Origin of the sequence: Streptosporangium sp. H16, assembly GCF_051918855.1 — a bacterium.
Taxonomy (GTDB): Bacteria; Actinomycetota; Actinomycetes; order Streptosporangiales; family Streptosporangiaceae; genus Streptosporangium.
On record NZ_JBPXMD010000026.1, the window covers coordinates 1 to 14,395 of the forward strand.

The window sequence follows — 14,395 nt, forward strand, 5'->3', positions numbered from 1 at the left end:
GGGCGCCGTCGTCGGCGTCGATCTCGGGGTCAAGGACCTCGCGGTGCTGTCCACCGGCGAGGTCGTCGCCAATCCCAGGCATCACCGCTCGGCGCTCAAGCGGCTGCGCCGGTTGAGCAAGCAGCTCGCCCGCCGCGTCGGCCCCCGCACCCCGGACGGTAGCAGGCGCGAGGCCTCCGCCCGCTGGGCTAAGACCAAGGCCGCGCTGGGCAGGGCACACGCCCGGGTGGCCAACCAGCGGCGCGACGGCATCCACCAGCTCACCACCCGCCTGGCGGCCACCTGGGGCACGGTCGTGGTCGAAGACCTCACCATCTCCGGGATGGTCCGTAACCGTCGCCTGGCCCGCGCCGTCTCCGATGTCGGCATGGCCGAGGTGCGGCGGCAGCTGTCTTACAAAACCGGGTGGAGCGGCGGCAGGCTCATTGTTGCCGACCGGTGGTATCCCTCCAGTAAGACCTGTTCGGGTTGCGGCGCGGTGAAAGCCAAGCTCGCCCTGTCCGAACGCACCTACACCTGCGCCGAGTGCGGCCTTGCCCTGGGGCGGGATCTCAATGCCGCGCTGAATCTGGCCGCGCTCGCGGCCGACGTCGCCCAGAGTTGCGGGGAGACGCGAAACGCCCGTGGAGGAGCGGTAGGACCCGGCACCCGTGCCGGGCGCGCACCGGCGAAACGGGAACCCCGGAAACGGGGAACGCTCCGGCGCAAGCCGGAAGCTGCCTGAGAGCGCGCTCACCACAGCACACTCACAGGTAACGGTAGTTGGTGGACCTGCCCAGCGGCGCGGGGACGCCGGGCGCGGAGATCTCGAACTGGCGCACCCCCGCCACGGTGTCGACGGCGGCGGCGACCCGTGCGGGGTCCGCGCCGGTGTCGGCGAGAGCCTCGCGGACCGCGACCGCCGCGAGCTCGACGGGCGACAGCCGCCGGTAGCCGGGCTCGCCGATCCGCTCGGACGACTGCCCGACGCCCACGAGCACCGGCGTGCGGGGGTCGAGGCCCTCGAAGGTCATCTTCACGCTCCAGCGGATTCGGGGATGGGCTCCGTCACCGCCCCGGGCGGATGATCGTCCTGGTCACCCGTGAAAGCCGATGCGAACAGGCGCGATCCGTAGCCGAATATTGTTCTTGAACAGGATGGAGCGTATCCCCGCGTTCCGAGGCCGGGCAAACACCGGAACAGCCGTCGCGGCCGGCGTTCACCCCCTTCCCGAAGCGGCCCGCCATCCGCACGCGAAGGTCCTCGGCGGTCACCGTACTCGACATACGGCCAGGCCACTCGACCACGAAATGGTGTTGCGGTACCGGGCGGGACGGTCGCCAGACATGGGACAACTGTCCGATATATAACCACATGACCGAAAAGTAAAGAAAATGCGTGTTTCAGTAACAATATAGTAATAACAAGTGCTTTACAGCGCCTGTCCGGAGGTGATCGTATTCGTCCCGATCGCCAACTACGGAGGCAATGTGAGGCTCCCTACCCCCTGGAGCACTGCGGCATCACTCGCCGCAGCCCTGGTCGCTGTCATGGTCACCCCGGTGGTGGCCTACAGCGCCGCTTCACCCCCCACGGTGACACCGGCCCCGGCCGGCGGCGCGCAACCCGCGCCCGTCACGGTAACGCTGATCACCGGCGACAAGGTGAAGGTGACACGGAGATCCGACGGCCCCCCCTTGGTGGACGTCGTACGCGCGCCGGGCGCCACCGGCTCGGTGCGCGTCGTCACCGAACGCGGGCACACGTACGTGTATCCCGACGAGGCCGTCGCCTACGTCGCGACCGGCCGGCTCGACAGGCAACTCTTCGACGTGACCCAGCTCATAGACCTGGGCTACGACGACGCGCACAGTAGTGAACTCCCTTTGATCGTCACCCATACGAAAGACTCGGCTGCCCTCAGGGCCGACCGCCCGCCGCTGCCGGGAGCCGAGACCACTCTGAGCCTTCCCTCCGTACGCGGTGCGGCGGTCCGCGCCCGCCGGGCGGAGGCCGCGACCTTCTGGTCGGCCCTCACCGGCGCCGGGCAGCCGCCTTCGGCCCGGGCCGAAGGCACGCCGAAGGCCGCGGTGACACCCCGGTTCACCGCCGGCATCGACAAGGTGTGGCTTGACGGCAAGGCGAAGGCGACCCTCGCCGACACCACGGCGCAGATCGGCGCCCCCGCGGCCTGGGCCGCGGGCGGCACGGGCGCCGGGGTCCGGGTCGCCGTCCTGGACAGCGGGGTCGACCCCACCCATCCTGACCTGGCGGACCGCGTCGTGGCCTCCCAGAGCTTCGTCCCCGGCGAGGAGGTCGTCGACCGGAACGGGCACGGCACCCACACCGCCTCCACCCTGTCCGGCACGGGCGCCGCGTCCGGCGGCAAGGAGCGGGGCGTCGCCCCCGGCGCCGACCTGGTGGTGGGCAAGGTCCTCGACGACACCAACTCCGGGCCGGTGTCCGGCATCATCGCGGGCATGGAGTGGGCGGCGCGCACCCAGCGCGCCAAGGTGATCAGCATGAGCCTGGGGGTCGGCGTCTGGCACACCCAGGACGATCCGCTGAGCCAGGCCGTGAACCTGCTGAGCGCCGAGACGGGCGCGCTCTTCGTCATCGCCGCGGGCAACAGCGGGCAGAGTCCCTACAGCGTCAGCGCGCCCGGAACGGCGGACGCCGCGCTCACCGTCGGCGCGGTGGACGCCTCCGACCATCTCGCCGGCTTCTCCAGCGCCGGGCCGCGCACGGGCGACGACGGGCTCAAGCCCGACCTGACCGCTCCCGGCGTGGACGTACTGGCGGCGCGCTCGCAGTACATGAACGGGGGCGAAGGTTACTACCGGCTGGAGAGCGGCACCTCCATGGCGACGCCGCACGTCGCCGGTGCGGCGGTGCTGCTGGCCCAGAAGCACCCGGAGTGGACCGGGCGGCAGATCAAGGACGCTCTGATGAGCACCAGCGTGCCGACCCCCGACTACACCCCCTACCAGGCCGGCACCGGCCGGCTGGACGTGGCCGCCGCCTACCTGCGGGACCAGATCGTCGCGACCGGATCGGTGGACGCGGGACTCGTCCCGTGGTCGCCCGGTACGCGGCGGCAGCCGATCAAGCGGGAGATCACCTACACCAACACCACGGGCAGCCCCCTCACCCTGGAGCTCACCGTCGTCCCCGGCGGTTCCCCCGCGCGGGCGTTCACGCTCGCCGCCGACCAGGTCACGGTGCCCGCCCGCGGGACCTCGACGGTCGGCATCACGGTGGACCCGGACGGGCTCGCGGCGGGTCAGTACGCCGCCCAGGTCAGGGCCCGGCACGCATCCGGTGACGTGCACACGGCCGTGGGCGTCGCCGTCGAATCCGAGAAGTACGACCTCACCGTGCGCCTGAAGGACCGCGCCGGCCGGCTCGTGAACGGCGATGTCGAGATCAGGGGCGCCGACGGGACCAGCGCCTTCATGTGGGTCCAGGACGGGACGCTCACCAGCCGCTTCGCCCCCGGCTCCTACACGGTCCTGTCCTTCCCGGACGTGACAGGTCTGCACGGACCGAACTCCCTCGGTCTCGCGGTGCTGGCCGCTCCCGAGGTCGACCTGACGACCGATCGGGAGGTGGTGCTCGACGCCTCGCGGGCACGCCAGGTGAAGGTGGCGACATCCCGGCCGAGCGCCGTGGTCGACAGCCGGCTCGACATCTACCGCTCCTTCACCTCGAAGGAGCCCACGCCCTACGATTGGGGCGCCCTGCGGGAGACGATCATGCCGTCCGCCACGTATGACAGCCTGTGGGCCCTCCCCACGCAGGAGAAGGTGAAGCAGGGCAGCTTCGTCCTCACCACCAGGATCCGCGCCGAGCAGACCCCGCTGCGGATCACCTACCCCGGCCACCACCTCGGCGGCACCCTCGTCCAGCCCGGTTCCCGGCCGCTGCCGGACGGCACCTCACGGCTGGACGCCGTCTTCGCCGGCACCGGCTCACCGGCCGACTACGCCGGCCTGTCCGCCCGCGGCAAGGCCGTGGTCATCCGCGGCGGCGCCGTGGCCCCGGCGGATCAGGCAGCGGCGGCGCACGCCGCCGGCGCGGCGCTGCTCCTGGTGGTCAACGACGGCGCCGGCCGCAGGAGCGACTGGTACGGCGCCCCCGACACCGTCTCGACCGGCCCGCTCCCGGTCGCCTCGCTGACCATGGACGAGGGGAAGACGCTGATCGACGAGCTCGCCGCGGGCAGGCACGGGGTCCGGCTGACAGTCGAGGCCCACCCCGCGCCGAAGTACCTGTACGACCTGGTCGACTACCACATCGGGCAGGTGCCCAAGGACCCCTCTGCCAAGACGGGTCCGCGTGACCTCGCCCGGATCGATCTCGACTTCACCCCGCCGCCGGGGAATCAGGTCACCGAGTCGCGGGTGGACTACCCGCCCTACGAGTACTACTCGGGCATCCCCTTCGCGCTGAAGCCGGTCGCGCCGGGGCGGCGTACCGACTGGGTCTCCGCCGGGGACGGGGTCAAATGGCAGCAGAACACCGCGCTGGACGGCTGGGGGGCGTCGAAGACCGACATACTGTCCTACCGGCCGGGCAGCGTCCAGCAGGACCGCTGGTACGGCCCCATCTACCGGCCACGCATGATCGGCAGCGACATCCCGTACCGCGGCGAGCACGGGCTCAGCGCCTACATCCAGGGGTTCGGCGACGCGGGAGCCGCGCACAGCGGCGGGTCCGGCCAGTCGCAGAGGGCCACGGTGTACCAGGGCGACAGGCAACTGGTCCGGGTCGAAGGCTGGCCCAGGCTCAACGTCGGTGAGCTGGCACCGCAGCGGCTGCCGTACCGGCTGGTGGTCGAGACCGAGAACGACGGCGGGATCAACCCCTACTCCACCGCCACCCGGACCGAGTGGCGCTTCACCTCCGGCGCCCCCGAGGAGGGGGTGCAGGCCGTCCCCCTGGTCCAGCTGGACTACGGGACGGACCTGGACGCCGCAGGCCGGGCGAAGCGCAGAACGGACCTCTCCATCACACCGGTGGTACTCGGCGGCGACCCCGCCCGGGACACGGTCTCCACGGTCGAGCTCGAGGTCTCCTACGACGACGGCGCCGGCTGGCGCCGGCAGAGTCTGAAGGAGAGGAAGGGCACCTGGCAGGCGTCCCTGGACGCACCGCACCGAGCCGAACACGTGTCCATCCGCGTCACCGCCGAGCAGCGCAACGGCGGCGGCGTCACCCAGACCATCACCCGCGCCTTCGGTCTCGAGTAGTCCCGGCCGCAGGATGGGGCGCCGCCGGCAACCGACCGGCGGCGCCCGGGTCATGAAGGATCCGGGGACCGGTCGCGCCGTACCACGAGTGGAACCGGTCCCCGTTCGGCACGAACGGCATCAGCCGAAGGCGGCGGCGTTCTCCCGTACCCACCCGGCGAAGGTCCTGGCCGGTTTCCCGGTGACCTTCTCCACGGTGGGGAGCACGGTGTAGCCCGCCTCGGGCGGGTTGGTCCGCATGGTCAGGAAGAACTCGACGTCCTCGTCGGAGTAGCCGGTCCGGCGCCACTCCGCCACGACCTCGTCCCTGGTGAGCTCGATGTAGCGCACCTCACGGCCGAGGACGTCGCCGATCACGCGTACCTTCTCCGGCGGGGTCAGCGCCTGCGGCCCGGTCAGCCAGTACTCCTGGCCCGCGTGGCCGTCGGCGGTCAGCGCGACCGCGGCGACCGCGGCGATGTCCGCCTCGTGGATCATGGCGCTCCTGACGCCGGCGAACGCCTCGCGGACGACGCCCTCGTCCCGCACGGACTCCGCCCACTCCAGGGCGTTGGACATGAACTCCACCGGCGCCAGGTGGGTCCACTCCAGGCCACCGGCCTCGACGGCCTCCTCCAGCGGGCTCTTCGTCACGTCCCCCTTGAGCACCGTCACCTTGCGTACGCCGGCCTTCCTCGCCAGGTCCACGATCTCGGCGCCGTTGGTCAGCGGCGCGAAGTCCTCCCCGCTGAAGCCGATCAGGTGCGCGGCGTCGGCACCGGAGAAGGCGCCGGGCAGGGTCGTGGTGTCGGCCAGGTCGCCCGCCACCACCTCGGCGCCCGCGGGGAGGTTCGCCTTCGCCGGGTTCCGGGTGAGGGCCCGGACCCGGTGTCCCGCGGCCAGCAACTGCTCGACGAGGGGGCGGCCGACGGTGCCGGTGGCACCGGTCACGAGAACGGTCATCGGATTTTCTGTGGTCATGGCGCAGACGTTAGGAGCATTCGCGGACAGCTCCTGTCCGCGATAGATGGAAAAATCGTCTTATGTTGGAAACTTCGGCGCGGTTACTCCGCCTGCTGGCGCTGTTGCAGGCCCACCGGGACTGGTCGGGTGCGGAGCTGGCCGGGCGGCTGGAGGTGAGCCCGCGGACCGTGCGCCGCGACGTCGACAAGCTGCGGCTCCTGGGGTATCCGATCAACGCGACCGGTGGAGTCGGCGGCGGCTACCAGCTGGCCGCGGGCGCCTCGCTGCCCCCGCTGCTGCTCGACGACGAGGAGGCGGTCGCGGTGGCGGTCGGGCTGCGGACGGCGACCGCGGGCGCGGTCACCGGCATCGCCGAGACCTCCGTGCGAGCGCTGGCCAAGCTGGACCAGGTGCTGCCCCCGCGGCTGCGCTACCGGGTCAACACGCTGAGCTCGGCCATGGTGACCATGCCGATGCCGGGCCCCACCGTCGATCCCTCGACGCTGACCGCGATCGCCTCGGCGGTGCGCGACCACCGGCGGCTGCGGTTCGACTACGTCTCCCACGACGGCTCGGAGAGCGTGCGGGACGTGGAGCCCTACCGCCTGGTCAACGGCGGGCGGCGATGGTACCTCTTCGCCTGGGACACCGAGAGGTCGGACTGGCGCAGGTTCCGCGTCGACAGGTTGTCCCCGCGCGTCCCCACCGGCCCCCGCTTCGCTCCGAGGCCGCTTCCCGACGACGACCTGGCCGGGTACTTCGCCAGGGGCATGACCACGGACCGCCACCGCTACCGGGCGGTGCTCACCATGCACGGCTCGGCCAGGGCGGTGGCCGAGGAGGTTCCCCCCACCATCGGCGTGGTGGAACCCGTGGACGACGACACCTGCGTCCTGCGCATCGGCTCCGACAGCCTCGACCATCTCGCGGTCTGGGTGGCCGCGTTCGGCTTCGAGTTCGAGGTCCACGAGCCGCCCGAGCTGGTGGAGCATCTGCGGACGCTGACCGCCCGCCTGCACCGGGCCGCGTGGCGAGACTCGTCCGGGGCTCCCGCATAACTACTATTTGTAAACTTTCCTATTGACAAGCCTCCTGCCCCCCGTGTTTGATCCGATTTAATTTAAGAGCTGAAGTTACCGGGGCGCTCCTTCGAACCGATGGAACGGATCCCGGGTCCGTCACTTCGCCGTACGAGCCGGCGGTGTTCGGCGCCAGGGCGCACGCACCGCGGCACAGGAAGAGAACACCACAGAGAAGAGCCACCGTGACCCCGCAGCACCCCCCACCGCCGCTCCCGGGCGCGGTCGCCGCGCCGGTACCCGCCATCACCGGTTCCGCCGGGGCACCGCCCCGGCGAGCCCGTATCTCACCCGCGTCACGGCGGGATTCCAGGAGGACCGGATGAGGCACATCCTCATGGCACTCGCCGTGGTCGCGGCGTTCCTGGTCGTGCCGCCCGGCACGGCGCAGGCCGCGCCGCCGGCCGGGCTCACCACCGTGATCAGCCGCAACAGCGGCAAGTGCGTGGACGCGCGGGCCGCCGCGACCGCCAACGGCACCGTCGTCCAGCAGTACGCGTGCAACGGCACGACCGCCCAGCTCTGGCGGTTCCAGCCGACCAGCGGCGGGTTCCACCGGGTCGGCAACGGCAACAACGAGGCCCAGGCGTGGGACGTCACGAATGTCTCCACCGCCGACAGCGCCCCCATCCAGCTCTGGTCGTACTCCGGCGGCAACAACCAGCAGTGGCAGGCCGTGGAGGAACCCGGCGGCTTCTACCACTTCGTCAACCGGCACAGCGGCAAGTGCCTCGACGTGCCGGGCGCCTCGACAGGGGACAGCGTGCAGCTCCAGCAGTACACGTGCAACGGCACGACCGCCCAGTCCTTCAGCCTGGGCAGCCCGCCGCCGACCGGGAACAACCCCGACCTCGGCCCGAACGTGAGCGTCTTCGACCCGTCGACGCCCACCGCGACCATCCAGGCCAGGCTGAACTCGGTCTTCGGCCAGCAGCAGACCAATCAGTTCGGCGGCAACCGCTTCGCCCTGCTGTTCAAGCCCGGCTCGTACTCGGTGGACGCCAACATCGGCTTCTACACGCAGATCGCCGGCCTCGGCCTGTCCCCCGACAGCGTCACCATCAACGGTGGCGTGCACGCCGAGGCCGACTGGTTCCAGGGCAACGCGACCCACAACTTCTGGCGCGGCGCCGAGAACCTGTCGGTCACCCCGCCCTCGGGCACCGACCGCTGGGCGGTCTCGCAGGCCGCCTCGTACCGGCGGATGCACCTGCGCGGCAACCTGCAACTCGACGACGGCGGCTGGTCGAGCGGCGGCTTCATCGCCGACTCGAAGATCGACGGCCAGGTCAGGTCGGGCTCGCAGCAGCAGTGGCTGTCGCGCAACGCCGAGTGGGGCAGCTGGACCGGCTCCAACTGGAACATGGTGTTCGTAGGCGTCGACAACCCGCCCGCGGGCAACTTCCCTGACCCGCCGTACACCAGGGTGGCGACCACGCCGGTCGTGCGGGAGAAGCCGTTCCTGTACGTCGACCAGGCCGGCGCCTACCAGGTGTTCGTACCGGCGCTGCGGACGAACTCCGTCGGCACCACGTGGACCGGTGGCAACCCGGCGGGCACCTCGATCCCGATCGACCAGTTCTTCGTCGTCAAGCCCGGCCACACCGCGGCGGACATCAACGCGGCGCTCGCGCAGGGGCTGAACCTGCTGTTCACCCCCGCCGTCTACCACCTCAACGACACGATCAGGGTGACCCGGGCCAACACCGTCGTGCTCGGCCTGGGCCTGGCCACGCTGATCCCCGACAACGGCGTGACCGCGATGACCGTCGCCGACGTGGACGGCGTCAAGGTGGCCGGGCTGCTCATCGACGCGGGCACGACCAACTCGGCCATGCTGATGCAGGTCGGCCCCGCGGGATCGTCGGCGAGCCACGCCGCCAACCCGACGTCGCTGCACGACGTGTACTTCCGGGTCGGCGGCGCGGCCGTCGGCAAGGCCACCCAGAGCCTCGTCGTCAACAGTGACAACGTGATCGGCGACCACCTGTGGATCTGGCGCGGCGACCACGGCAGCGGCATCGGGTGGAACAGCAACACCGCGGCCAACGGGCTGACCGTCAACGGTGACGACGTCACGATGTACGGCCTGTTCGTCGAGCACTACCAGCAGCACCAGACCGTCTGGAACGGCAACGGCGGCCGGACGTACTTCTACCAGAACGAGATGCCCTACGACCCGCCCAACCAGGCCTCCTGGATGAACGGGAGCACGCAGGGCTACGCCGCGTACAAGGTGGCCGACTCGGTCACCACGCACGAGGCGTGGGGTCTGGGCAGCTACTGCTACTTCAACGTCAACCCGGGTGTCGTGGCGGCCCGCGCGTTCGAGGTGCCGAACACGCCGGGCGTCCGTTTCCACAACATGGTGACGGTGTCACTCGGCGGCGTCGGCACGATCCGCAACATCATCAACACGACGGGCGGCCCGTCCAACTCCACCACCAACGAGGCCAACCTGGTCAACTACCCCTGACCGCACCTCTTGCCGCGTTCCGGGACCGCTTCGAGGTTCCGGAACGCGGTGTCCGGTCCCGCGGGGAGAAGGTCCCGGGGCCCGGCCGGTCACTCGATGTCATTAAATATCATGACTCATCACGGACCGTCGCGAGGTGCGCGAGGCACAGGTCGGGCTCGGCGAACGGTTCGAGCCGGTCCACGGTCACCGGGGAGCCGAGTGCCGTCATCGTCCCCTGCATGAGCCCGAGGTGCAGCGGGCAGATGACCTTGCCCTGGGTCTTGACGAGATCGAGGAACGGGCAGTGCCGCAACCCGATCTGCTCGCCGTCACCCGCTGATCGCTCCTCGGGGGCGAACCCGATGTCGTCGAGCAGGTTCACCAGCTCGCGCACCGCCTCCCTCCGCGTGGGACCGGCCGCCGGAGCCGGCCGGCCGGCCGCCAGGGCGACCCCCCACGCCCGTCCGGCCTCGGTCGCCCTGGCGGCGGGTTCCGGGCCGGAGGCCAGGCTGCCCGCCAGGATCTCGGCCAGCACGCGATAGTTGCGCGGCCCGGCGAGATCCATCCCCGGCCGCGCCCGGAACACCAGCGGCGGCCGGCCCGGACCGGCCGGTGCCGCGTGAACCCGCTCGATCCGGCCGGTGTCGGCCAGGGCGTCGAGATGGAACCGCACCGTGTTGGGATGGACGTCGAGCCGCTCGGCGATCTCGACCACGCCCAGCGGCACCGCGGACTCGCGAAGCATCGCCAGGATGAGCCGCCGGCGGCCGGCCGGCGGCGGCGTGGGCTGTTCGGCGGCCCGCGCGGACGCCGCACCGCCCGTGACGTCATCGGTCCCGCGCGGCTTCCCTGGCTCGGCCATGGCCGGCTCACCTCCCCTGCGGCAGTGCCGCGACACGCTCGTCCGGGTGGACGCGAAGACTCCGGCCGCCATCGTAGACGCGGCCGGCCGGGCACTCCCGCGCGAACACCCGGTCCCGGGTCCGCGCCAGGGAGCCCTATCTCACAGTCCCCGAGGTTGAGTTTACACAAAAAGTACTTGTATAAATAGAGGCGACGGGAGGGAAATCGCGTCTGACCAGGAGTTGGGCGCCCCCGCTCACACCCGACATAAAGATCATCTAGTAGTTGGAGGACCTGTGCTTTCCCCAGATTCGGCCGTGATCGTCCGTGCCACCCTGCCGGCGGTCGGGGGCGCCATCCAGGACATCTCCGCGCGCTTCTACAAGATGATGTTCACCGACCACCCCGAGCTGCTGCGCGAGCTGTTCAACCGCGGCAACCAGGCCAACGGCGAGCAGCAGAGCGCGCTCGCCGGGTCGATCGCCGCCTTCGCCGCCATCCTGGTGCAGCGCCCCGACGACCGGCCGGACGCGATGCTCGCCAGGATCGCCAACAAGCACGCCTCGCTCGGCATCGCCCCCGAGCAGTACGAGGTGGTCCACAAATACCTCTTCGCCGCCATCGCCGAGGTGCTCGGCGACGCCGCCACCCCCGAGGTGGTGGCGGCCTGGGACGAGGTCTACTGGCTGATGGCGAACGCGCTCATCGCCCTGGAGGCGGCTCTCTACCGCGACTCCGCGGCGGAGGGCTGGCTGCCGGCCACGGTGCTCGAACGGCGGCGCGAGACCCCGGACTCGGTCTCCTTCACCCTGCGGCCGCGGATCCCCCTGTCCTTCAAGCCCGGCCAGTACGTCAGCGTCGCGGTCACCCTGCCCGACGGCGCGCGGCAGATCCGGCAGTACAGCCTGTCGTGCGCCCCCGAGCGGGACGACTGGCGGATCACCGTCAAACGGGTACGCGGCGGCGACACCCCCGAGGGAGAGGTGTCCAACTGGCTGCACGCCAACGTCCGGGCCGGGGACGTGCTGACGGTCTCGGCGCCGTTCGGCGACCTGACCCTGCCCACCGACGGCCCCCCGCTGCTGCTGGCCTCGGCGGGGATCGGCGCCACCCCCATCCTGTCGATGGTCGAGCACCTCGCGGCGAACGGCTCCACCCGCCAGGTCACCGTCGTCCACGCCGACCGCAGCCCCGCCGACCACGCCCACCGGGAGGAGCTCGGGCAGCTGGTCGCCGCCCTGCCCGGCGCCACCCTGCACCGGTGGTACGAGGAGGTGGGCGACTGCTCCTGCCGGCCGGCGCCGAACGTCGGCCAGGTCGACCTGAGCGGGATCGACCTTCCCGACCCCGTGGTCGCCTACCTGTGCGGGCCGCTGCCGTTCATGCGCGGCGTGCGCACCGAGCTGCTCCGGCGCGGGGTGCCCGCCTCCGACATCCACTACGAGGTGTTCGGGCCCGACCTCTGGCTCGGCCAGAACTGACCGGAGGCCTCGGCTCGCCGGGCGCGGTGTCCGGACCGGTTTCCTCCCGCACATGACGAATGAGCCCCTCCCGGGCGGGGAGGGGCTCATCAACGATCAACGATTACCGCGCGCCGGGGCCGTAGTAGCCGCCCAGCTTGTCGCGGTACTCGGGCTCCCTGTAGGTCGCCTCATCGAACTCCGGCGCGTCCTTGATCTCCTGCTTGGTGCGCGAGACATAGATCTTGCGCTCCTGCGGATCGATCTGGTGTACGGTACCGGCCGGCAGTACGACCTTCTTGCCGAAGATCCAGAATCCGGTGTCGACGACGATGTAGCTGTCACCCACCGCGTTGCTCTCCTCGTCCACCGAACCGATCTTGCCGTCGGTGGCCTCCACGTCGAACCCCACGAGATCCAGCGTCTGCTCGCCACTGTAGGCCTCGGGGCGGTAGCTCCACACGTTCTCCGTCATGGCGTTTCTCCTCGTCAGCGAAGGTAGGACACCTGCCTCCTACCCGTCGCGTCCGGGCTAAACGGGCCGCGGGGGAAGGGCGGCCGTTCCGGGGAGGGCCCTCGGCGGTCGCGTCGCGCCTCCCGCCGAGGTCGAAGGCCGGAACGCGACCGCCGACGATCACCGTAATCATTTCCCGGCGAAGTACTCCGCCACGATCCGGGTGTGCAGCGGGAACGCCAGCTCTCGCGGCCCGTCGATCAGCAGCCACTCCGTCGTCTCGGCCGTCGGCACGACCGGCGGGAGGTCCGCCTCTCCGGTCCGCGGTCCCAGGGCGAAGACCAGCACGGTGCCGTCGGGAGCGCTGAGCACGTCGAGGAGCCGCACGCCGTCCGCGTCGACGACGACGCCCGTCTCCTCGCGAAGCTCCCGTACGGCCGCCTGCTGCCAGGACTCGCCCATGTCGACGAAGCCGCCGGGCAGGGCGAGCCCGCCCCGGTGCGGTTCGACGTCACGACGGACCACCAGCAGGCGGTCGTCCACCGGCAGCACCATCACCGCGACCGGCAGCGGGTTGAGGTAGGAGGTGTTCTCACAGCCGGAACAGGTGCGCGGCCAGGACTGGCCGGGGGCGAAGGCTTTGCCGCAGAAGGAGCAGTGCGAGTTCCTGATCGTCACGATCGCGAGACTAGACCAGGACGAGGCGTTACCTCATGCTTTCACCGCTCCTGCCGGGAATCGGGGTCAAGGCCCGGCCCGGCGCGGCGTCCCCTTCGCGCGGGGGGCAGACTTTCCCGCGTGAAGCGAATCCTCATCATCGGTATCGGCGCGGGAAACCCCGACCACCTCACCCTTCAGGCGGTCAAGGCCATCGCCGCGGCCGACGTGTTCTTCATCCTCGACAAGGGGGAGGTCAAGCACGACCTCGTCCAGCTCCGGCAGGACCTCGTCGACGCGCACGCCCGCGCCTCGTACCGGCTGGTCGAGGCCCGCGACCCCGACCGAGACCGGACCACCCCCGCGTACGCGAGCGCGGTGGAGGACTGGCGATCGCGCCGGGCCGACATCTACGAGCGGCTCGTCCGCGACGAACTCGGCGACGACGAGACCGGCGCGTTCCTCGTCTGGGGCGATCCCTCCCTCTACGACAGCACGCTGGCCATCGTCGAGGAGGTCCTCGATCGGGGCACGGTCCGGTTCGAGTACGACGTCGTGCCCGGTATCAGCAGCGTGTCCGCGCTGGCCGCCAGGCACCGCACCAGCCTGACCCAGGTCGCACGGCCCCTGCACATCACCACGGGCCGCCGCCTGTCCGAGGAGGGGCCCGGCGGGTCCGACGACATCGTCGTCATGCTCGACGCCCGCCACGCCTTCACCTCCCTGCCCGACCCCACCGGCTTCGAGATCTACTGGGGCGCCTACCTCGGCACCCCCGACGAGATCCTGGTAGCCGGGCCGGTCGCGGAGGTCGCCGACCGGATCCGCGACGTCCGCGCCGAGGCCCGGGAACGCAAGGGCTGGATCATGGACACCTACCTGCTGAGGCGGGTTCCTCGTGCGGAGCTCCCCGAGTCTCCCTCCTGAGCCGGAGCTCCCGGCGTGCCGGGCTCTCGCGGGAACCGGCCGCTGTGGGAGGCCTCCGTCGGAGGACACCGTCGGAGGACACCGTCGGAGGCCACCGTCGGAGGCCACCGCTCTCACGGGTGCCCCTCGGAGCGGTGGCACATCTCCGCTCCCGGCGCTCCCGGCTCGCCGTGAACGTGTTCGCACCGGGCGTCGGCTCGGGTAGTGTTGCCCTCCAGCAATGGACGTGATCGAGGAGGTGAGACCCATTACCGCTGTGTCAGGTCGGGTGCTCCCGTCTCACGGCCGCGTGGTCCTTCCGACCTAGGTGGCCGAGGGAGCCCCAACGGCATCCCGAAAGGCT

At 70.9% G+C, this 14,395-nt stretch carries 11 protein-coding genes; 6 read left to right on the forward strand and 5 right to left on the reverse strand.

Annotated features, from left to right (window positions below):
- The coding region (locus ACTOQ2_RS32655; RefSeq protein WP_440104665.1) for an RNA-guided endonuclease InsQ/TnpB family protein at nt 1-724 on the forward strand (724 nt) is incomplete at its 5' end.
- A gap of 22 nt (nt 725-746) precedes the next feature.
- Here ACTOQ2_RS32655 and ACTOQ2_RS32660 read toward each other — a convergent pair.
- Nucleotides 747-1,013, reverse strand: coding sequence for a hypothetical protein (locus ACTOQ2_RS32660; RefSeq protein ID WP_440104666.1), 267 nt, complete (start codon nt 1,011-1,013; stop codon nt 747-749).
- Nucleotides 1,014-1,470: 457 nt separating this feature from the next.
- Here ACTOQ2_RS32660 and ACTOQ2_RS32665 point away from each other — a divergent pair, with 457 nt between their 5' ends.
- Nucleotides 1,471-5,232: a S8 family serine peptidase gene (locus ACTOQ2_RS32665; protein WP_440104667.1), complete on the forward strand. Its 3,762-nt coding sequence runs from the start codon at nt 1,471-1,473 to the stop codon at nt 5,230-5,232.
- A gap of 120 nt (nt 5,233-5,352) precedes the next feature.
- Here the strand turns inward: ACTOQ2_RS32665 and ACTOQ2_RS32670 are convergent, their stop codons facing one another.
- Nucleotides 5,353-6,192 (reverse strand): SDR family oxidoreductase, encoded by an 840-nt coding sequence (locus tag ACTOQ2_RS32670; RefSeq protein ID WP_440104668.1) that lies wholly within the window; start codon nt 6,190-6,192, stop codon nt 5,353-5,355.
- Between the two features lie 62 nt (nt 6,193-6,254).
- On the opposite strand from ACTOQ2_RS32670, the gene ACTOQ2_RS32675 reads away from it, so the two are divergent.
- On the forward strand, nt 6,255-7,232 hold the full coding sequence (locus ACTOQ2_RS32675; RefSeq protein WP_440104669.1) for a helix-turn-helix transcriptional regulator: 978 nt from the start codon (nt 6,255-6,257) through the stop codon (nt 7,230-7,232).
- A 343-nt stretch (nt 7,233-7,575) separates the two neighbouring features.
- Nucleotides 7,576-9,729, forward strand: coding sequence for an RICIN domain-containing protein (locus ACTOQ2_RS32680; RefSeq protein ID WP_440104671.1), 2,154 nt, complete (start codon nt 7,576-7,578; stop codon nt 9,727-9,729).
- A 109-nt stretch (nt 9,730-9,838) separates the two neighbouring features.
- Here ACTOQ2_RS32680 and ACTOQ2_RS32685 read toward each other — a convergent pair whose 3' ends face one another.
- On the reverse strand, nt 9,839-10,573 hold the full coding sequence (locus ACTOQ2_RS32685) for a helix-turn-helix transcriptional regulator (RefSeq protein WP_440104672.1): 735 nt from the start codon (nt 10,571-10,573) through the stop codon (nt 9,839-9,841).
- A 277-nt stretch (nt 10,574-10,850) separates the two neighbouring features.
- Here ACTOQ2_RS32685 and ACTOQ2_RS32690 point away from each other — a divergent pair, with 277 nt between their 5' ends.
- Nucleotides 10,851-12,035: a globin domain-containing protein gene (locus ACTOQ2_RS32690; RefSeq protein ID WP_440104673.1), complete on the forward strand. Its 1,185-nt coding sequence runs from the start codon at nt 10,851-10,853 to the stop codon at nt 12,033-12,035.
- 103 nt (nt 12,036-12,138) lie between these two features.
- Here ACTOQ2_RS32690 and ACTOQ2_RS32695 read toward each other — a convergent pair whose 3' ends face one another.
- On the reverse strand, nt 12,139-12,489 hold the full coding sequence (locus tag ACTOQ2_RS32695) for a PRC-barrel domain-containing protein (RefSeq protein WP_440104674.1): 351 nt from the start codon (nt 12,487-12,489) through the stop codon (nt 12,139-12,141).
- Nucleotides 12,490-12,657: 168 nt separating this feature from the next.
- Complete coding sequence (locus ACTOQ2_RS32700; protein ID WP_440104675.1) at nt 12,658-13,146, reverse strand: NUDIX domain-containing protein; 489 nt, start codon at nt 13,144-13,146, stop codon at nt 12,658-12,660.
- A gap of 120 nt (nt 13,147-13,266) precedes the next feature.
- Between ACTOQ2_RS32700 and cobF the strand changes: the two genes are divergently transcribed.
- A complete protein-coding gene (gene cobF / locus ACTOQ2_RS32705) occupies nt 13,267-14,052 on the forward strand; it encodes a precorrin-6A synthase (deacetylating) (RefSeq protein WP_440104676.1) in 786 nt (261 codons plus the stop codon).
- Nucleotides 14,053-14,395: the final 343 nt, after the last annotated feature.